The organism is Pseudomonas ovata, assembly GCF_003131185.1.
Lineage (GTDB): Bacteria > Pseudomonadota > Gammaproteobacteria > Pseudomonadales > Pseudomonadaceae > Aquipseudomonas > Aquipseudomonas ovata.
Genome location: NZ_QFFU01000003.1, coordinates 94036 through 113009, shown reverse-complemented (window position 1 = coordinate 113009; position 18974 = coordinate 94036). Strand labels below are relative to the sequence as shown.

At 61.8% G+C, this 18974-nt stretch carries 18 protein-coding genes, 1 pseudogene and 1 riboswitch; of the genes and pseudogenes, 13 read left to right on the top strand and 6 right to left on the bottom strand.

The features are described from left to right. Nucleotides 1-228 precede the first annotated feature (228 nt). From DGA31_RS05865 to astE, 13 genes and pseudogenes are all read left to right on the top strand, one after another. On the top strand, nt 229-1005 hold the full coding sequence (locus tag DGA31_RS05865) for an ABC transporter substrate-binding protein (RefSeq protein WP_056838518.1): 777 nt from the start codon (nt 229-231) through the stop codon (nt 1003-1005). 87 nt (nt 1006-1092) lie between these two features. Beyond that, nucleotides 1093-1782 carry an ABC transporter permease gene (locus tag DGA31_RS05860; RefSeq protein WP_109511905.1) on the top strand — a complete coding sequence of 230 codons (690 nt, stop codon included), beginning with the start codon at nt 1093-1095 and terminating at the stop codon, nt 1780-1782. Continuing rightward, nucleotides 1779-2477: an ABC transporter permease gene (locus DGA31_RS05855; RefSeq protein WP_056838520.1), complete on the top strand. Its 699-nt coding sequence runs from the start codon at nt 1779-1781 to the stop codon at nt 2475-2477. The genes DGA31_RS05860 and DGA31_RS05855 overlap by 4 nt, the downstream gene beginning before the upstream one ends. A 1-nt stretch (nt 2478) precedes the next feature. Beyond that, nucleotides 2479-3591 carry a succinylglutamate desuccinylase/aspartoacylase family protein gene (locus DGA31_RS05850; RefSeq protein WP_056838521.1) on the top strand — a complete coding sequence of 371 codons (1113 nt, stop codon included), beginning with the start codon at nt 2479-2481 and terminating at the stop codon, nt 3589-3591. A 22-nt stretch (nt 3592-3613) separates the two neighbouring features. Continuing rightward, on the top strand, nt 3614-4378 hold the full coding sequence (locus DGA31_RS05845) for an ABC transporter ATP-binding protein (protein ID WP_109511904.1): 765 nt from the start codon (nt 3614-3616) through the stop codon (nt 4376-4378). 102 nt (nt 4379-4480) lie between these two features. Further along, on the top strand, nt 4481-5476 hold the full coding sequence (locus DGA31_RS05840) for a GlxA family transcriptional regulator (RefSeq protein WP_161959154.1): 996 nt from the start codon (nt 4481-4483) through the stop codon (nt 5474-5476). A gap of 130 nt (nt 5477-5606) precedes the next feature. Continuing rightward, nucleotides 5607-6824, top strand: coding sequence for an aspartate aminotransferase family protein (locus tag DGA31_RS05835; protein WP_056838525.1), 1218 nt, complete (start codon nt 5607-5609; stop codon nt 6822-6824). Nucleotides 6825-7030: 206 nt separating this feature from the next. Further along, nucleotides 7031-8062 (top strand): arginine/ornithine succinyltransferase subunit alpha, encoded by a 1032-nt coding sequence (gene aruF / locus DGA31_RS05830; RefSeq protein WP_109511902.1) that lies wholly within the window; start codon nt 7031-7033, stop codon nt 8060-8062. A gap of 54 nt (nt 8063-8116) precedes the next feature. Beyond that, nucleotides 8117-9133: an arginine N-succinyltransferase gene (gene astA / locus DGA31_RS05825; RefSeq protein ID WP_056838529.1), complete on the top strand. Its 1017-nt coding sequence runs from the start codon at nt 8117-8119 to the stop codon at nt 9131-9133. Continuing rightward, nucleotides 9130-10599, top strand: coding sequence for a succinylglutamate-semialdehyde dehydrogenase (gene astD / locus DGA31_RS05820; RefSeq protein WP_161959161.1), 1470 nt, complete (start codon nt 9130-9132; stop codon nt 10597-10599). The genes astA and astD overlap by 4 nt, the downstream gene beginning before the upstream one ends. Nucleotides 10600-10648: 49 nt before the next feature. Further along, complete coding sequence (gene astB / locus DGA31_RS05815) at nt 10649-11995, top strand: N-succinylarginine dihydrolase (RefSeq protein WP_109511900.1); 1347 nt, start codon at nt 10649-10651, stop codon at nt 11993-11995. A 51-nt stretch (nt 11996-12046) separates the two neighbouring features. Continuing rightward, the gene (locus DGA31_RS05810) at nt 12047-12331 is read left to right on the top strand and encodes a hypothetical protein (protein ID WP_056838535.1); all 285 of its coding nucleotides are present in this window, start codon (nt 12047-12049) and stop codon (nt 12329-12331) included. 10 nt (nt 12332-12341) lie between these two features. Beyond that, nucleotides 12342-13346, top strand: a pseudogene (gene astE / locus DGA31_RS05805) (succinylglutamate desuccinylase); the annotation flags it as partial. Nucleotides 13347-13394: 48 nt separating this feature from the next. On the opposite strand, the gene DGA31_RS05800 reads toward astE, so the two are convergent. From DGA31_RS05800 to DGA31_RS05775, 6 genes are all read right to left on the bottom strand, one after another. Further along, nucleotides 13395-14123: an amino acid ABC transporter ATP-binding protein gene (locus tag DGA31_RS05800; protein WP_109511898.1), complete on the bottom strand. Its 729-nt coding sequence runs from the start codon at nt 14121-14123 to the stop codon at nt 13395-13397. Beyond that, on the bottom strand, nt 14120-14806 hold the full coding sequence (locus tag DGA31_RS05795) for an amino acid ABC transporter permease (RefSeq protein ID WP_109511897.1): 687 nt from the start codon (nt 14804-14806) through the stop codon (nt 14120-14122). The genes DGA31_RS05800 and DGA31_RS05795 overlap by 4 nt, the downstream gene beginning before the upstream one ends. 2 nt (nt 14807-14808) lie before the next feature. Continuing rightward, nucleotides 14809-15537, bottom strand: coding sequence for an amino acid ABC transporter permease (locus DGA31_RS05790; RefSeq protein ID WP_109511896.1), 729 nt, complete (start codon nt 15535-15537; stop codon nt 14809-14811). 96 nt (nt 15538-15633) lie between these two features. Further along, on the bottom strand, nt 15634-16533 hold the full coding sequence (locus DGA31_RS05785) for a transporter substrate-binding domain-containing protein (RefSeq protein WP_109511895.1): 900 nt from the start codon (nt 16531-16533) through the stop codon (nt 15634-15636). Nucleotides 16534-16588: 55 nt separating this feature from the next. Then, on the bottom strand, nt 16589-17791 hold the full coding sequence (locus tag DGA31_RS05780; protein ID WP_109511894.1) for a pyridoxal phosphate-dependent aminotransferase: 1203 nt from the start codon (nt 17789-17791) through the stop codon (nt 16589-16591). 331 nt (nt 17792-18122) lie between these two features. After that, nucleotides 18123-18629 carry a 6,7-dimethyl-8-ribityllumazine synthase gene (locus tag DGA31_RS05775; protein WP_056838539.1) on the bottom strand — a complete coding sequence of 169 codons (507 nt, stop codon included), beginning with the start codon at nt 18627-18629 and terminating at the stop codon, nt 18123-18125. A 121-nt stretch (nt 18630-18750) separates the two neighbouring features. Beyond that, nucleotides 18751-18900: riboswitch (FMN riboswitch) on the bottom strand. Between the last annotated feature and the right edge of the window lie 74 nt (nt 18901-18974).

Below are 18974 nucleotides of genomic sequence, written 5' to 3'. Positions count from 1 at the left end.
TCAGGCTTGCGGGGCGTTGTCAATAGCGCCTGTGTGATATGAGGCGGCATCTGTAATTAGTTGTCGCATTGAAGAACTATTGGCTGGCCACCTGCCGCTAGAATGCCCGCCCATCCGCGATGCCCGGTTTTCAAGTTCCAGCCCTTGGCACCGCACGCTCGCTGCCTCTTCGTATATTGAGCGCTTTGCTCAATCTGCCACCCGATTGTTTACGACGGAGTCTCAGGAATGAAAAAGCTCATGCTTTTCGGCGCACTGGCATTGTCTGTGCTCGCGCAGCCGGTTTTTGCCGATGAAAAACCACTGAAGATCGGTATCGAAGCCGCTTACCCTCCGTTCGCCTCCAAGACTGCCGATGGCAGTATCGTCGGGTTCGACTACGACATCGGCAACGCCCTGTGCGAAGAAATGAAAGCCAAGTGCACCTGGGTCGAGCAGGAATTCGACGGTTTGATCCCGGCACTGAAAGTGCGCAAGATCGACGCCATCCTGTCGTCGATGTCCATCACGGACGATCGCAAGAAGTCCGTGGACTTCACCGGCAAGTACTACAATTCCCCGGCACGCCTGGTCATGAAGGACGGTGTAGTGGTCAGCGACGGCCTGACCGAACTCAAGGGCAAGAACATCGGCGTGCAGCGCGGCTCCATCCATGAGCGCTATGCCCGCGAAGTGCTGGCGCCGCTGGGTGCCGTGGTCAAACCGTATGGTTCGCAGAACGAAATCTACCTGGACATCGGCGCCGGTCGTCTGGATGGCACCCTGGCTGACGCCACGCTGCTGCAGGACGGCTTCCTGAAGACCGATTCGGGCAAGGGCTACGCCTTCGTCGGCCCGTCCTTCACCGATCCCAAGTACTTCGGCGAAGGCATCGGCATTGCCGTGCGCAAGGGTGACAAAGAGAATCTGGAGCGTCTGAACGCGGCTATCGCGGCCATTCGCGCCAATGGCAAGTACAAGGCCATCCAGGACAAATATTTCGATTTTGATATCTACGGCCAGTAAAACCTCGCCAGTCACTGTCGAAAATGGCGCAAGCCGGGACATCCTGCTTGCGCCATTTTTTATCTTCATGCTTGAGGGCCGTACACCATGTTGAAAGGCTACGGGGCCGTGATCCTCGAAGGCACCTGGCTGACCCTGCAATTGGCCCTGGCGTCGATGGCGCTGGCCATCGTCCTGGGGCTGATCGGCGTGGCCATACGCCTGTCGCCAGTGCGCTGGCTGGCCTGGCTGGGTGACTTGTACAGCACCGTGGTGCGCGGGATTCCCGACCTGGTGCTGATCCTGCTGATCTTCTATGGCGGCCAGGACCTGATCAACCGCGTCGGGCCGTTGCTCGGCTACGACGAGTACATCGATCTCAACCCCTTGGGCGCCGGTATCTGCACCCTGGGCTTCATCTTCGGTGCCTATTTGTCCGAGACTTTTCGTGGCGCCTTCCTGGGCATTCCCAAGGGACAGGCCGAGGCCGGTGCCGCGTATGGCATGAGCCGCTTCCAGGTGTTCCGGCGTGTCCAGGTGCCGCAGATGGTGCGCCTGGCCATTCCCGGCTTCACCAATAACTGGCTGGTGCTGGTCAAGGCCACGGCGCTGATTTCCGTGGTCGGCTTGCAGGACATGATGTTCAAGGCCAAGCAGGCCGCCGATGCCACCCGCGAACCCTTCACGTTCTTTCTGACGGTGGCGGCGTTGTACCTGCTGATCACCAGCGTTTCGTTGCTGGTGCTGCGCTATCTGGAAAAACGCTACAGCGTGGGCGTAAGGGCGGCTGACCTATGATGTTCGACTACAACGTGATCTGGGACAGCCTGCCGCTGTACCTGGGCGGCCTGCTGGTCACCCTCAAGCTGCTGGGGATTTCCCTGTTCTTCGGCCTGCTCGCGGCGCTGCCGCTGGGCATCATGCGCGTATCGAAGAACCGCTGGATCAACTTCCCGGCGTGGCTGTACACCTATGTGATTCGTGGCACGCCGATGCTGGTGCAGTTGTTTCTGATCTACTACGGGCTGGCGCAGTTCGAAGGGGTGCGCGACAGTTACCTGTGGCCATGGCTGTCCAGCGCGACCTTCTGTGCGTGCCTGGCGTTTGCCATCAACACCAGCGCCTACACCGCCGAGATCGTGGCCGGCAGCCTCAGGGCCACGCCGGCCGGCGAGATCGAGGCCGCGCGGGCCATGGGCATGTCATCGGTCACCCTGTACCGGCGCATCCTGTTGCCGTCGGCCATGCGCCGGGCCTTGCCGCAGTACAGCAACGAAGTGCTGATGATGATGCAGGCCACCAGCCTGGCGTCGATCGTGACCCTGATCGACCTGACCGGTGCTGCACGCACGGTCAATGCCCAGTATTACCTGCCTTTCGAGGCCTATATCACCGCAGGCGTTTTCTATCTGTGCCTGACTTTCATTCTCGTGCGGCTGTTCAGGCTGGCTGAGCGGCGCTGGCTGGGTTACCTGGCCCCAAGGAAGGTCTGACATGCAACGAATCGATCACCCACTGCCATGGAGCACCCTTGGCACCCAGCGCCACTTGAGCGTCTTCCGTTTCGGCGCCGGCGAGCGCAAGGCTTATCTGCAGGCCAGCCTGCACGCCGATGAGTTGCCCGGCATGCGCACCGCCTGGGAACTGAAAAAGCGCCTGGTCGAGCTTGAAGCCCAAGGCCGGCTCAAAGGCATTATCGAGCTGGTGCCGGTGGCCAACCCGCTGGGGCTGGGCCAGTTGATCCAGGGCGCGCATCAAGGGCGTTTCGAGTTCGGCAGCGGCAAGAATTTCAACCGCGACTTTGCCGAGCTGAGCGAGCCGGTGGCCGCGCAACTCGAAGGCCGGCTGGGCGATGATCCGCGGGCCAACGTGCAGATGATCCGTCAGGCCATGCGTGAGGCGCTGGCCGGGCTACCGGCGGCGCAAAGCGAGCTGGAAGGCTTGCAGCGGTTACTGCTCAGCCATGCCTGCGACGCCGATGTGGTGCTGGACCTGCATTGCGATGCCGAGGCGTCATTGCATATGTATGCCTTGCCGCAGCACTGGCCGCAGTGGCGCTCGCTGTCGGCGCACTTGCGCATGACCGTCGCCTTGCTGGCTGAAGATTCGGGTGGCAGCTCGTTCGATGAGGCCTGCTCGCTGCCGTGGCTGCGCCTGTCGCGCATTTTCCCGCAGGCGCAGATTCCCCTGGCGTGCCTTGCGACCACGCTGGAGCTGGGCGGTCAGGCCGACACCGGCCAGGCCCAGGCCTGCGCGCATGCCGAGGGCATCCTGGCGTTTCTTGCCGAACAGGGCCTGATCGATGGAGACGTGGCGGCCCCGGCGGGTGAGCCGTGCGAAGGCATGCCCTTCGAAGGCACCGAACTGATTCATGCACCGCACCCGGGTGTGGTGACTTACCTGCGTGCGCCGGGTGTCTGGGTCGAGGCGGGCGAACCGTTGTTCGAGGTCATCGACCCGCTGTCCGACCAGGCCAGCACCGTGTGTTCGTCCACTGCCGGCGTGTTGTTCGCCGTCGAGCGGCTTCGTTACGCTCAACCCGGTTTCTGGCTGGCCAAGGTGGCGGGGCGCACGGCGCGACGACACGGGCGCCTGCTCAGCGACTGACCGTATTTTCGAGAACTCTCAGATGATCAAACTGCAAGTCCAGGATCTGCACAAGCGCTATGGCACCCACGAGGTGCTCAAGGGTGTGTCTCTGACCGCCCGGGCCGGGGATGTCATCAGCATCATCGGTTCCAGTGGCTCGGGCAAGAGTACCTTCCTGCGTTGCATCAACCTGCTTGAACAGCCCCATGCCGGCAAGATCCTGCTCAATGGCGAGGAACTGCGTCTGGTGCCCGGCAAGGACGGCAGCCTGCACGCCGCCGAGCCTAAACAGCTCCAGCGCATGCGCTCGCGGCTGACCATGGTGTTTCAGCACTTCAACCTGTGGGCGCACATGACCGCCCTGGAAAACGTTATCGAAGCCCCGGTGCAGGTCCTTGGCGTGCCGCGCCGCGAGGCGCTGGAAAAGGCCGAGCATTATCTGGCCCGGGTCGGTGTGGCGCATCGCAAGGACGCCTACCCCGGGCATATGTCCGGGGGTGAGCAGCAGCGCGTGGCCATTGCCCGGGCGCTGGCGATGGAGCCTGAGGTGATGCTGTTCGACGAGCCGACTTCGGCGCTGGACCCTGAGCTGGTGGGTGACGTGCTCAAGGTCATGCAGAGCCTGGCCCAGGAAGGCCGGACCATGGTGGTGGTGACCCACGAAATGGGCTTTGCCCGCGAAGTGTCCAACCAACTGGTATTCCTGCATCAGGGGCTGGTGCAGGAGCATGGTGACCCGCGTGAAGTGCTGAGCAATCCGCAATCGGAGCGGTTACAGCAGTTCCTGTCGGGAAGCCTGAAGTGATTTGCACCAGATTGGTGCTTTTGGATGTGGAACAAGGCATGCTGCGTCGGCCCCTGGGGGCGACAGAGTTCCGTTGAGTGGCGATACGTACTGGATGTCCCAATGACTGCCCATCGAATAGGTTTTCTCATCTGGCCCGGCACCAAGGCCCTGACCCTGGCGCTGGCTGAAGAAGCCTTGAGCGTCGCCCAGCATGTCCATCCCGACGTGTCGTACGAGCGGGTGATCCTGCACGCCGAAGCGATCGAGGCTGGCGCCGGTGCGGCGGACTGGCGCCTGCCCGGCGAGCTGTGGAGCACAGCGCGCCTTGAGGGCCTGCAAAAGTTGTTCGTGATTGCCGATGAGCCGCCGACGGCCGTTGCGCCGGCGCTGGGCAGCGCGATCAAGCAACTGGTGCGCAGTGGCTGCCTGGTCGGCGGTCTGTCGGCAGGCGTCTACCCGTTGGCCATGCTGGGGTTGCTCGATGGTTATCGGGCAGCGGTGCACTGGCGCTGGCAGGATGACTTCAGCGAGCGCTTTCCCAAGGTGATTGCCACCAGTCATCTGTTTGACTGGGATCGCGACCGGCTGAGCGCCTGTGGCGGGTTGTCGGTGCTGGACCTGTTGCTGGCCGTGCTGTCGCGTGATCACGGCGCGGAACTGGCCGGTGCGGTGTCCGAAGAGCTGGTGGTCGAGCGCATCCGCGAAGGCGGCGAGCGCCAGCGCATTCCCTTGCAGAATCGCCTGGGCTCCAGCCATCCGAAGCTGACCCAGGCGGTGCTGCTGATGGAAGCCAATATCGAAGAGCCGCTGACCACCGATGAAATCGCCCAGCATGTCTGCGTGTCGCGCCGGCAACTGGAGCGCATCTTCAAGCAGTACCTCAATCGCGTTCCGAGCCAGTATTACCTGGAGCTGCGCCTGAACAAGGCCCGCCAGATGCTGATGCAGACCAGCAAGTCGATCATCCAGATCGGCCTGTCGTGCGGTTTCTCCTCGGGGCCGCACTTTTCCAGCGCCTACCGCAATTTCTTTGGTGCCACCCCGCGCGAAGACCGCAACCAGCGGCGCAGCAACAGCCCGTTCGAACTGTCGTCGGTGCCGGCCGAGCGCGGTTGACGGATAAAACCGTATCCAACCGCTGTAACAACTTGTCGCCTGATGACAAGGCCGCGCAAAATGCAGTCCTTACAATCCCTTATCAATCGCTTGCCGGGTCCCGGCAGGTGTTTCTCTTCAGGAGACTCTGATGTCCGTTGAGCATGCTGCGGTGCAACGCGCCGACTTCGACCAGGTAATGGTCCCCAACTATGCACCCGCCGGGTTCATTCCCGTACGCGGGGCAGGCTCGCGGGTCTGGGACCAGGCCGGTCGTGAACTGGTGGACTTTTCCGGCGGTATCGCGGTGAATGTGCTGGGTCATTGCCATCCGGCCCTGGTCGGCGCGCTGACCGTACAGGCCAACAGCCTCTGGCACGTCTCCAACGTCTTTACCAACGAGCCGGCCCTGCGCCTGGCGCACAAGCTGGTCGAAGCCACCTTTGCCGAGCGCGTATTCTTCTGCAACTCCGGCGCCGAGGCCAACGAAGCGGCCTTCAAGCTGGCACGCCGCGTGGCACACGATAAGTTCGGCCCGGAAAAGTACGAAATCATCGCCGCGCTCAACAGCTTCCACGGCCGCACCCTGTTCACTGTCAGCGTCGGTGGCCAGCCCAAGTATTCCGATGGCTTCGGCCCGAAGATCACCGGCATCTCACATGTGCCGTACAACGATCTGGAGGCGCTGAAAGCCGCCGTCAGCGACAAGACCTGCGCCGTGGTGCTGGAGCCGATCCAGGGCGAGGGCGGCGTACTGCCGGCCGATCTTGCCTACCTGCAAGGCGCGCGCGAACTGTGTGACCAGCACAACGCACTGCTGATTTTCGATGAAGTACAAAGCGGCATGGGCCGCTCCGGCAAGCTGTTTGCCTATCAGCACTACGGCGTGACTCCGGACATCCTGTCCAGCGCCAAGAGCATCGGCGGTGGTTTCCCGCTGGCGGCCATGCTGACCACCGAGACGCTGGCCAAGCACTTTGCCGTCGGCGTGCACGGCACCACCTATGGTGGTAACCCGCTGGCCTGCGCGGTGGGCGAGGCGGTGATCGACATCATCAACACCGAGCAGGTGCTCGAAGGCGTCAATGCCAAGCATCAACTGTTCCGCGAGCGCCTGGAGCGCATCGGCCAGCAATACGGTGTATTCAGTGAGGTGCGCGGTCTGGGCCTGCTGATCGGCGCGGTGCTGTCGGATGCCTGGAAAGGCCGGGCCAAGGACATCTTTGCTGCTGCCGAGACCGAAGACCTGATGATCCTGCAGGCCGGTCCCGACGTGATCCGCTTTGCACCCAGCCTGGTGATTCTGGACGCCGACATCGAAGAAGGTCTCGACCGCTTCGAGCGCGCCATCGCCAAACTGGTGGCCTGACAGGGCGTAGGAGCGCGCTCTGCCCGCGACCGAGTGCGCAGCGCTCGCAAAATTGACGAGACGCCACAAATTTACGACTGTAAATCTGTGAAACGCCACAAATTTACGACTGCTAACGCAGCCGGTCGCGGGCAGAGCGCGCTCCTACAACGATTGCACCGGTTGCTACCGAATATCCCATTTACTGAACGCCAAGGAGTGACACCATGCTGGTGATGCGCCCCGCGCAAATGGCTGACCTGGCCGAGGTCCAGCGGCTGGCCGCTGACAGCCCGATCGGTGTCACGTCCCTGCCTGACGATGCCGGTCGGCTGGGCGACAAGATTGTCGCTTCGGAGTCTTCGTTTGCCGCCGAAGTGAGCTTCAACGGCGAGGAAACCTACTTTTTCGTCCTTGAAGACAGCGACACCGGTCGCCTGGTGGGCTGCTCGGGCATCGTCGCCTCGGCGGGCTATTCCGAGCCGTTCTACAGCTTTCGTAACGAGACGTTCGTCCACGCCTCGCGTGAACTGAAGATTCACAACAAGACACACGTACTGTCGCTGTGTCACGACCTGACCGGCAACAGCCTGTTGACCAGTTTCTATGTCATTCCCGAACTGGTCGGCAGTGCCTGGTCGGAACTCAACTCCCGTGGCCGGTTGCTGTTCATTGCCAGTCATCCCGAGCGCTTTGCCGACTCGGTGGTCACCGAAATCGTCGGCTACAGCGACGAGCATGGCGATTCGCCGTTCTGGGACTCGATCGGGCGACACTTCTTCGACCTCAACTACGCCGACGCCGAGCGCCTCTGCGGGCTCAAGAGCCGGACCTTCCTGGCCGAACTGATGCCGCATTACCCCATCTATGTGCCCTTGCTGTCTGATGATGCGCAAGAGGCCATGGGTCAGGTGCATCCGCGTGCGCAAGTCACTTTCGATATCTTGATGCGCGAAGGTTTCGAGACCGACCATTACATCGATATCTTCGATGGCGGTCCCACCTTGCATGCACGTACTTCAGGGATCCGCTCGATTGCCCAGAGCCGCCTGGTGCCGGTCAAGATCCAGGTCGGGCAGGGCGCTGAGGTCGTGCGTGGCGGGCGACCGTACCTGGTCGCCAACGACCTGCTGCAGGATTACCGGGCGGTCTTGCTGGAGCTGGACTGGGCCCCGGGGCGTCCGGTGGTGCTCAATACGCAGGCCGCTGAGGCACTGGGTGTCGGTGAAGGCGCCAGTGTGCGCATTGTCGCGGTCTGACTGGCAGCGGTCGGTTCGTTTGTCGGGGCTCGCAGAGCCTCATGAGGAGAAAACATGATCGTTCGTCCTGTACGCAGCACTGACCTGCCCGCGCTGATCGACCTGGCGCGCAGCACCGGTGCGGGCCTGACGACCCTGCCGGCCAACGAGCAACGCCTGACGCACCGCGTTGGCTGGGCCGAAAAAAGCTTTCGCGGCCAGGCCGAGCGGGCCGACTCCGATTACCTGTTTGTGCTGGAAGATGATCAGGAGCGGGTCATCGGTATTTCCGCCATCGCCGGCGCGGTCGGCCTGCGCGAGCCCTGGTACAACTACCGTGTGGGCCTGACGGTCAACGCTTCGCAGGAATTGAACATCTATCGCGAGATCCCGACCCTGTTCCTGGCCAATGACCTGACCGGCAACTCGGAGTTGTGCTCGTTGTTCCTGCACAGCGACGCGCGTACCGGCCTCAACGGCCGCTTGCTATCCAAGGCGCGCATGCTGTTCATCGCCGAGTTTCCCGACCTGTTCGGTCCCAAGCTCATCGCCGAAATGCGCGGTATTTCCGATGACCAGGGCCATTCGCCGTTCTGGGAAAGCCTGGGCCGGCACTTTTTCAAGATGGAATTCAGCCAGGCCGATTACCTGACCGGGGTCGGCAACAAGGCATTCATTGCCGAACTGATGCCCAAGTTTCCGCTGTACGCCTGTTTCCTGTCCGAGGCGGCGCGCCAGGTGATTGGTCGGGTTCATGCCGAGACGGAACCGGCGCTGACCATGCTCAAGAGCGAAGGCTTCACCTATCAGGGCTATGTCGACATCTTCGATGCCGGACCGGCCATCGAGTGCGAGACTGGCAAGGTCCGCGCGGTGCGTGACAGCCAGACCCTGGTGCTGGCCATCGGCACCGCCGGCGAAGAGGCGCCACTGTTCCTGATTCATAACCGCAAGCGTGAAGACTGCCGCATCACCGTGGGCCGCGCCCGCTCGGTGGCCGGCACGCTGGTGGTCGATCCGGCCACCGCCCGGCGTCTGCGCATGAGTCCTGGCGATAATGTGCGTGCCGTGCCGATGGCGGCAGGTGCCTGATGAGTGCCCTGTACATAGACGGTGCCTGGCAGCCGGGGCAGGGCGAGGCGTTTGCTTCGCGCAACCCGGTAAGCCAGCAGGTGATCTGGGCCGGTGAAGCCGCCAGCGCAGGCCAGGTCGACCAGGCCGTGCAGGCCGCTCGCCGGGCCTTTGCCGACTGGGCCTTGCGGCCCTTGCAGGCACGTATCGACCTGCTCGAAGCTTTTGCCGCCCGCCTCAAGGCCCGGGCCGACGAGCTGGCTTATCGTATCGGTGCCGAGACCGGCAAGCCGCTGTGGGAATCGGCCACCGAGGTGACCAGCATGGTCAACAAGATCGCCATTTCGGTGCAGAGCTATCGCGAGCGCACCGGCGAAACGAGCGGTGTGCTCGGCGACGCCCGGACGGTCTTGCGCCACAAGCCGCATGGCGTGGTCGCGGTGTTCGGCCCCTATAACTTTCCCGGTCATCTGCCCAACGGCCATATCGTGCCGGCGCTGCTGGCCGGCAACACCGTTTTGTTCAAGCCCAGTGAGCTGACCCCCGGCGTGGCCGAGCTGACCCTGCAGTGCTGGGTCGAGGCCGGCTTGCCGGCCGGCGTGCTCAACCTGTTGCAGGGGGGGCGCGACACTGGCATGGCGCTGGCCGCGCATGCGGGCCTCGACGGGCTGTTCTTCACGGGCTCCAGCCGCACCGGGCAGGCCTTGCACCAACAGTTTGGCGGGCGTCCGGAAAAGATCCTGGCGCTGGAAATGGGTGGCAATAACCCACTGGTGGTCGATGAAGTGCGTGACGTGGACGCGGCGGTATACGCCGTGATCCAGTCGGCCTTCATTTCGGCCGGCCAACGCTGCACCTGTGCCCGGCGCCTGCTGGTGCCCGAGGGTGCCTGGGGCGATGCGTTCCTGCAACGCCTGGTGGCGGTGAGCAAAACCTTGCAGGTGGCGGCTTTCGACCAGCAGCCAGCGCCGTTCATGGGCGCGGTGATTTCCTTGCCAGCCGCCGACAGCCTGTTGCAGGCCCAGCATGACCTGCTGGCCAGTGGTGCGGTGGCGTTGCTGGAAATGACCCGTTTGCAACCGGGCACCGCCTTGCTCGGCCCTGGCATCCTCGACGTCACCGAAGTGGAACAGCGCCCTGACCAGGAGCTGTTCGGGCCGCTGCTGCAGGTGATCCGCTACCGTGATTTTGCGGGTGCAATCGCCGAGGCCAATGCCACGCAATTCGGCCTGGCCGCCGGATTGCTGTCGGACAGCGAAGCGCGCTACCGCGAGTTCTGGTTGCACAGCCGCGCCGGGATCGTCAACTGGAACAAACCACTGACCGGCGCCGCCAGCACCGCGCCGTTCGGCGGCGTGGGCGCCTCTGGCAATCACCGCGCCAGCGCCTACCACGCCGCCGATTATTGCGCGTGGCCGGTGGCTTCGCTGGAGGCTGCGGACCTGACCCTGCCTGGCAGCCTGACGCCGGGCATCCGTCTGGACTGAGTGTCCGGGTGTCGGCCTGATAAAAAACAGATCCATGGAGCCGTGCTTGATGAAAACCCGTGAAGTCAATTTTGACGGCCTGGTGGGTCCGACCCACAACTATGGGGGGTTGTCCTACGGCAACGTGGCCTCGCAGAACAACAGCCAGCTCAGCTCCAACCCGCGTGAAGCCGCCTTGCAGGGCCTGGCAAAGATGAAGGCCCTGATGGATCTGGGCTTTACCCAGGGGCTGATCGCCCCGCAAGAGCGCCCGGACGTGGCCAGCCTGCGCCGCCTGGGCTTTGCCGGCAGTGATGCGCAGGTCATCGAGAAGGCCGCGCGCCAGGACATGCCGTTGCTGGCGGCGACCTGTTCAGCATCGAGCATGTGGGTGGCCAACGCCGCCACCGTCAGCCCCAGCGCCGACACCGCCGATGGCCGGGTGCATTTCACCGCCGCCAACCTCAATTGCAAATACCACCGCAGCCTGGAGCATCCGACCACCCGCCGGCTGCTGGAGGCGATGTTCGCCGATGCCCGGTATTTTGCCCATCATCCGGCGCTGCCGGACGTGACTCAATTTGGCGACGAGGGCGCGGCCAACCATACCCGGCTGTGCCGCGACCATGGCCAGCCCGGCGTCGAATTCTTCGTTTTTGGCCGCAGCGCGTTCGACACCCGCTACACCGCGCCGCACAAGTACCCGGCGCGCCAGACCCTGGAAGCCTCCAAAGCCGTGGCACGCCTGCACGGGCTGAGCGATGAGCGTGTGGTGTTCGGCCAGCAGAACCCGTCGGTGATCGATCAGGGTGTGTTTCACAACGATGTCATCGCCGTGGGCAATGGCCAGGTGCTGCTGTATCACCAGGACGCCTTTTTGCACAGCCAGGCGCTGCTGGACGAGTTGCACGGCAAACTGGAGCGGGTCGGTGGGCACTTGCAGCCCGTCGTCGTGCCGCGCGCCGCCGTCAGTGTCGACGATGCCGTGCGCTCTTACCTGTTCAACAGCCAGTTATTGACCCGAAGCGACGGTTCGATGCTGCTGGTGGTGCCCCAGGAGTGCCAGGACAACCCTCGTGTCTGGAGCTACCTGCAAGGCCTGTTGGCCGAGGGTGGTCCCGTCGCGCAAGTCAAAGCCTTCGACCTCAAGCAAAGCATGCGCAACGGTGGCGGGCCGGCCTGCCTGCGCTTGCGCGTGGTGCTGAATGAGCAGGAGCTGGCGGCGGTCAATCCGGGCGTGATATTGAATGAGGCCCTGTATGAACAGTTGACCGGCTGGGTGGCGCGGCATTACCGCGACCGCATGCACGAACACGACCTGGCCGACCCGCAATTGCTGCTTGAATGCCGCACGGCATTGGATCAACTGACGCAAATCCTTACACTGGGGTCCGTTTACCCTTTTCAACAGAACTGACGATACAGCGTGATCGTGCGCTGAGGTTCATTTGCCTGGAGCATCCCCGTTATGAGCGACACCCTGCAGTTGATTCTTGAAGATGCCGACGGCAAGCAGACCGAGATTTCTTCGACGCGCCTGGCCGTGGTCTGGCAAGGCAAGCAAGTGTGGATCCAGCAGGACGGCCGTGGCCAGTTGCTGATCGGGGTCGATGTCGAAGAGGACGACGAAGAGTACGCCAACCTGCTGCTGCGTCCGCTGGCCACCAACCTGGTCAGCCTGCAGCTGGAGATGGAACCGGCTGACCCTGACGCCGGTGACGACCATGTCCACGGTCCGGACTGCAACCATTGAGGATCTGCCTATGCTCGCCCTCGGTAAACTGCTTGACCTGACTCTGGCGGGCCGCGAGCCTGCAGAAAAGACTCAACTGACCGTCGGCGGCGTACGCCTGCGCTGGCTGGACCAAGGCGCGCTGGAAGTGCGGCCACCCGAGGGCCGCGACAACGGCCTGGACCTGTTACTGTCGGCCGGCATCCATGGCAACGAAACCGCGCCCATCGAACTGCTCGATGCGCTGATCCGCGCCATTGCCCGGGGTGAACTCAAGCCCCGGGCCCGCATTCTTTTCCTGTTCGGCAACCCTGAGGCCATGCGCCGTGGGGTGCGCTATGTCGAGCAGGACGTCAACCGGCTGTTCAGTGGCGGTCACGAGCAAAGCAGTGGCCTTGAAGCGCTGCGTGCCTGCCTGCTGGAACGGCTGGCAGCCAGCTTTTTCAGCCTGCCCGGACGCGAGCGTGTGCATTACGACCTGCACACGGCGATTCGTGGCTCGGCGATCGAGCAGTTTGCCCTGTGCCCGTGGAAAGAAGGGCGCCAGCCTTCGCGTGTCGAATTGGCGCGTTTGCACGCCGCAGGCATGGGTGCCGTGCTGATCCAGAGCAAGCCTTCCACCGTATTCAGCGCCTACACCTGTGATCGACTCGATGCCCAGGCCTTTACGCTGGAGCTGGGCAAGTCCCGGCCCTTTGGTCAAAACCAGCAGGTCGACCTGTCAGCCTTGCGCGAACGCCTGATGCAGATGATCGAAGGCCGCGAGCCTGAAACCGACAATTCGCTGCAAGGGCTGCAGTTGTTTCAGGTGTCTGAAGAGGTGATCAAGTACAGTGAGAGTTTCCTGCTGCACCTGCCCGAGGATGTAGAGAATTTTTCAGTGTTGCAAAAAGGCTATGTGCTGGCGCAGGACATCGGTGGCAAACGTTGGGTGATCGAGCACAAGGGGACGCGAATCATCTTTCCCAATCCGCGGGTGGCCAGTGGCTTGCGGGCCGCGATCCTGATCGTACCGGTCGATCAGGACGTGCTGGCACCGGCCAGCCGCCAGGCGGTTGCCGGCCCGGCGGCGCCGGGCGGCTTGTCAGTGCTGGAGGATCTTTGACAGGAAGTTGCGTGCCCGGTCCGAGCGTGGGGCGCTGAAGAAATCTTCAGACTTCACGTCTTCAATGATCTCACCGCCGTCCATGAACACGACACGATCAGCCACCTTGCGTGCAAAACCCATTTCGTGGGTGACGCACATCATGGTCATGCCTTCGCGGGCCAGCTCGACCATGACATCAAGCACCTCATTGACCATTTCCGGGTCGAGCGCCGAAGTAGGTTCATCGAACAGCATGGCGATAGGGTCCATGGCCAGGGCGCGAGCGATGGCAACGCGTTGTTGTTGTCCTCCTGAAAGCTGGATCGGGAATTTATGCGCATGGCTTTTCAGGCCTACCCGATCAAGCAGCGCCAGGCCTTTTTGTGTGGCCGTATCACGGTCGCGGCCCAGGACCTTGATCTGTGCCAGGTTGATGTTGTCGATGATGCTCAGGTGCGGAAACAGCTCGAAGTGCTGAAACACCATGCCCACGCGGGCACGCAGTTTCGGCAGATCGACGCCGCGGCCAGTCACCGGTTGGCTGTCGATGAGAATCTCGCCTTCCTGCACCGGCTCCAGGCCATTGACGCATTTGATCAGGGTGCTTTTGCCCGAGCCGGACGGCCCACAGACCACCACCACTTCGCCACGCGACAGTTGGGTGGTGCAGTTTTTCAGCACTTGGAAATCACCGTACCATTTGCTCAGATTGTTCAGCTGGATCATGCTTTGAGCTCCGTATTTCTTTTCAGCCGCTTACTCAGGCGCGACAGGCCGTAGCAGATCACTAGGTAGACCAGGGCCACGAACAGGTACAGCTCGACCAGGCGGCCGTCACGTTGCGCGAACTTGCTCGCGGCCCCGGTGAAGTCGGCGATGGACAGCACGTAGACCAGTGAGGTGTCCTGGAACAGGATGATGGTCTGGGTCAGCAACAGTGGCAGCATGCGCCGCAGCGCCTGGGGCAGGATTACATACAGCATCGATTGTGTCGGGCGCAGCCCCAGCGCGGCGGCGGCCTGTCGCTGTCCGGCGCTGATGCTCTGGATGCCACCGCGCACGATCTCGCTGTAATAGGCTGTCTCGAACATGCAGAAGGTGACAAAAGCGGTCACCACCGGCCCGATCTGTACGGGCCGTTCGCTGTTGAACGCCATTTGCAGCAGCAGCGGCATCAGGAAGTAGAACCAGAAAATCACCAGCACCAGCGGAATGCTGCGCATGACGGTGACATAGCCCAGGGCGAAGCCGCGCAATAACCGATTGCTCGACAGACGCATCAGGGCGACCAGCGTGCCGGCCACGATGCCCACCGACATGGCGACCGCTGTCAGCAGCAAGGTGAATTTCAGTCCGTTCCAGAGTGCCGGCAGGGCCCGGACGATAACGCTTGGGTCAAGATCGAACATGACTACCTCACCGCGCCGCGCAGGGTCAAGGCGCGCTCAATGCGCCCCATGACGAAAGTCACCAGCAGTGAGACAACCACATAGATCAGGGTTGCCGCACTGAAGGCCTCGAAGGTATTGAACGAGTACTCACTGACGTTACGGGCTTGTGCGGTCAACTCCATGAGCCCGATGGTCAATGCCACCGAGGAGTTTTTCAGTGTGTTGAGCGCCTCGGAGGTCAGGGGTGGAAATACGATCCGGATCGCTTGGGGAAGCAGCACGTTCATGTACATCTGCCGCGGCCGCAGTCCCAGCGCCAGGGCCGCACCACGCTGACCGTGAGCAATCGATTCAATGCCCGCCTTGAACAGCTCCGACAGCTTGGCCGACGTGAACAGGGTCAGTGCCGCGACAGCACTGAAAAAAGAGGGGTAGGGCAGATCTTGCTTGAGGTAATCACCCATGCTGACCGGCAGCAGTTCGGGGATGACGAAGAAACAGATGAACATCTGCACCAGCAAGGGAATGTTGCGAAACACCTCGGTGTACAGGTTGCACAACCACACCAGCGGCATGATCGTGCCGGTCCGCAAGGTGCCGACCAGCGCACCGATCACCAGCGCCAGGCCGAATGCAACCACAGTGGTCGCCAGGGTCCAGGCCGTGCCGGTGAGCAGCCATTGCAGATAAGAGGAGGTTTCTCCGGGTGCGAATTCCCAGAAAATGCCCCAGTTCCAGTTGTAATCCATGCAGGCACCAGCGTTTGAGTGGGACTGAAAAGGCAGGGGGGTGTGCCTGGCAGTAACGGGCAGAGGCCGCATTACTGTCAGGCGGATGATGTCGGATCAGACGCCCGTGTCGTTGGGGTTGGCGATAAGCTGCTTGAGGGCATCGCTCATGGGCAGGTTGATCACAGCGTTTTTCGGCGGGATCGGCTGCAAGAACCACTTGGGGTATTGGGTGTCGATCACACCTGTGCTGTACAGGTTGCGCAGCACGTCGTCAGCGAACGTCTTGAACTGGGGGTCGTTCTTGCGGATGCCGATGGCGTAGGGTTCTGCCGACATCGGTTCAGGCAGCAGTGCGTAAGCGTCCGGGCTGCGGCTTTGCGCGATGGTGGCCATCAACTGCACATCGTCATTGATGTAGGCAACGGCGCGGCCGGTCTCCAGCATCAGGAATGCTTCAGCACCGTCCTTGGCATTGAGCAGCTTCAGGCCCATGGCTTTGTCACGGTCAAGGTTCTTGGTGATCCACTCACCGCTGCCGCCTGTGATGACGACCACCGACTTGCCTTTGAGGTCGGCCACGCTATTGATGCCGGCACTCTTTTTCACGGCGTACTTGGCGCTCGCAACATAGCTGGTCAGCAGGAAACCGATCTGTTTCTGGCGTTCGACCGTGTTGGTGGTGACGCCACACTCCATGTCGATGGTGCCGTTGATCAGCAGCGGGGTACGGGTCGCGGCCACCACCGAAACATATTCAGTCTTGAGGTTCGGCTCGCCGACCTTGACCTTGATCTGGTCAACGATCTTCTGGCACAGCTCGATGCTGTAGCCGATAGGTTTCTGGGCATCGTCGAGGTAGGAAAACGGCAGCGATGCATCGCGGTAACCGAGGGTGACGGTGCCCGACTCCTTGATCTTTTTCAGAGTGCCGGTGAGGTCTTCGGCCTGGGCGGCACTGCACGCCACGCAAGCGGTCACAATAAGGGCAAGCAGCTTTTTCTGGTGATCAAACATGAGGATCTCCGACGTTGTTATTGGCAGCTTTGGGTGCAGCAAAAAGCAAAGGCTGTCAGCGCAGGGCTGCCAGGGCTTCGCGAATGGATCCGACGGCTTTTGTTATGTGTTCGCGAGAGGTTGCAAAAGACAGTCGAAAGTATCCCGGCAGGCCGAATGCAATACCCGGCACCACCGCGACGCCCGCTTGATCAAGCAGGTAGGCAGACAGCTGGACATCGTTGTCAATCACCTGGCCATCCGGGGTGGTGCGCCCGAACAGCTGGCTGCATTCGGGAAACGCATAAAAGGCACCTGCCGGTGCGCTCACGCGCAGGCCGTCGCATTCGCTCAAGCCGTCGACCAGCAATCGGCCGCGCTCGGCATATTCTTTTGCACATTGGCTGACAAAATCCTGAGGGCCTTCAAGTGCTACGCGTGAAGCTTCTTGGGAGATCCCGCTGGCGCCCGAGGTGCTTTGCGACTGGATCTTGCTGATGGCGGCGATCAGTGCCTTGGGACCTGCTCCATAGCCGATCCGCCAGCCGGTCATGGCGTAGGCCTTGGCTACGCCATTGATCAGCAGGGTGCGCTCGCGCAGATGCGGGCAGGCGTTGGCGAATGACACAAAAGGCTGGTCCGCCAGCACGACATGCTCGTAGATCTCGTCGGACATGATCAGCACATTCGGAAACGCTTCCAGGACCTTGCCCAGGGCCTGCAGCTCGTCCTGCGAGTAGATGGCGCCGCTGGGGTTGCAAGGCGAGTTGAGGATCAGCCAACGGGTCTTGTTGTTCAGCGTGTCTTGCAGCCTGGCGGGCGTGAGCTTGAAGCCTGCATCGATGTCACACGCAATGACCCGCGCAATGCCGCCGTTGAGCGTGACGATGTCGGAGTAGGAGACCCAGTACGGCGCCGGAATGATGACTTCGTCATCAGGTTCCAGGGTCGCTACGAAGGTGTTGTAGATGACCTGTTTGGCACCATTGCCCACGGTGATCTCATCGATGCTGTAGGTCAGGCCGTTTTCGCGTTGAAGCTTGCCGGCGATGGCCTTGCGCAATGCCAGCGTGCCTTGCGGCGCGGTATAGCGGGTATGGCCGGCCAGCATCGCCTGGTGGGCGGCTTCAATGATATGAGGGGGGGTATCGAAGTCCGGTTCGCCGATGCTCATGTCGACAATGTCGCGGCCCTGGCTGGCCAGCTCCTTGGCACGCATCGAGATGACCATGCTGGGAGATGAAGAAATCTGTTTGACGCGTCGACTTTCAAAATCCATGAAAATGCTCGCCTTTCGTGAAGATCTCTCGGGCCGTAATGGCACCCGTTTTGTTGTAGGACATAGTATGACACCAGAAATTTTTTTTCTGCAATGACCAGTATTACTTCTTCGATACGCGCGTCATACAGCCGGTTTTAAAGAACTTGGGCCAATATTCAGCGTTAAGGTGAAAGGTCGAAAAAGACTGGATCGTTCGATCAGAGCGTAGAGATATGATGAGTAAGGAGGGTGTGCCGATGGGCGAGCAGGCAGGAAAAGCAGGGCAGGGCAGAGTGGGGAGGGTAAGCAAAGGGCGATTGGGGAGTGGCCTCCCCAATCCGGGGCAGAATCAGCCTGCCGCTTTCTGCGGCGCGGCCAGGTGATGCAGCTGACGTACCTTGGCCAGCGTATCGGCGCAGGTGCGCGCGGCTTCTTCACCTTTGTGCACGAAGTGCTCAAAGAAGAATTTGTGGTGTTCTTCGCCGGCGTGGAAATGGTGCGGGGTCAAAACCACCGAGAACACTGGCACCTGGGTTTCCAGCTGCACTTGCATCAGGCCGCTGATCACCGACTGGGCGACGAATTCGTGACGGTAGATACCGCCGTCGACCACCAGGCCTGCAGCGACGATGCCGGCATAGCGGCCGGTATTGGCGAGCAGTTTGGCGTGCAGGGGAATTTCAAAGGCACCGCCGACTTCGAACAGGTCGATGTCGTTTTCGCTGTAGCCCAGGCGGGTGATTTCGGCGAGAAAGCCCTTGCGGCTCTGGTCGACGATGTCCTTGTGCCAGCTGGCCTGGATGAACGCGATGCGTTCGTTGGCGTGGCTCTTGCTGTTGATAGCGGTAGGTTGCACGTGTTCTGACTCCTGTTTATCAATAAAACAGGGCGTTTTGATCGAAGGGGATACCGGTGGCGCATGAGCGCATCGAAACCTTGCAGGCTTTCGATAAAACACTCGATACGGTCGACACACATCCCGTTCTCTCTTCATCCGGACTATGACCGTCGGCCCCGGGATCACACCGGGTCTGCTGACCTGCGGCCATGAGGCTGCAGCGCTCGCGGGCTAGACGTTGTGCGTCATTACCGCCGGTGGGGACTTGCACCCCGCCCTGAGAACGTTGCCGACACTGTGTGGCGCCGGCGCAGGATTTTTATCACAGTTATGGCCAAGATGCTTGGACACTTTAGTATGGTG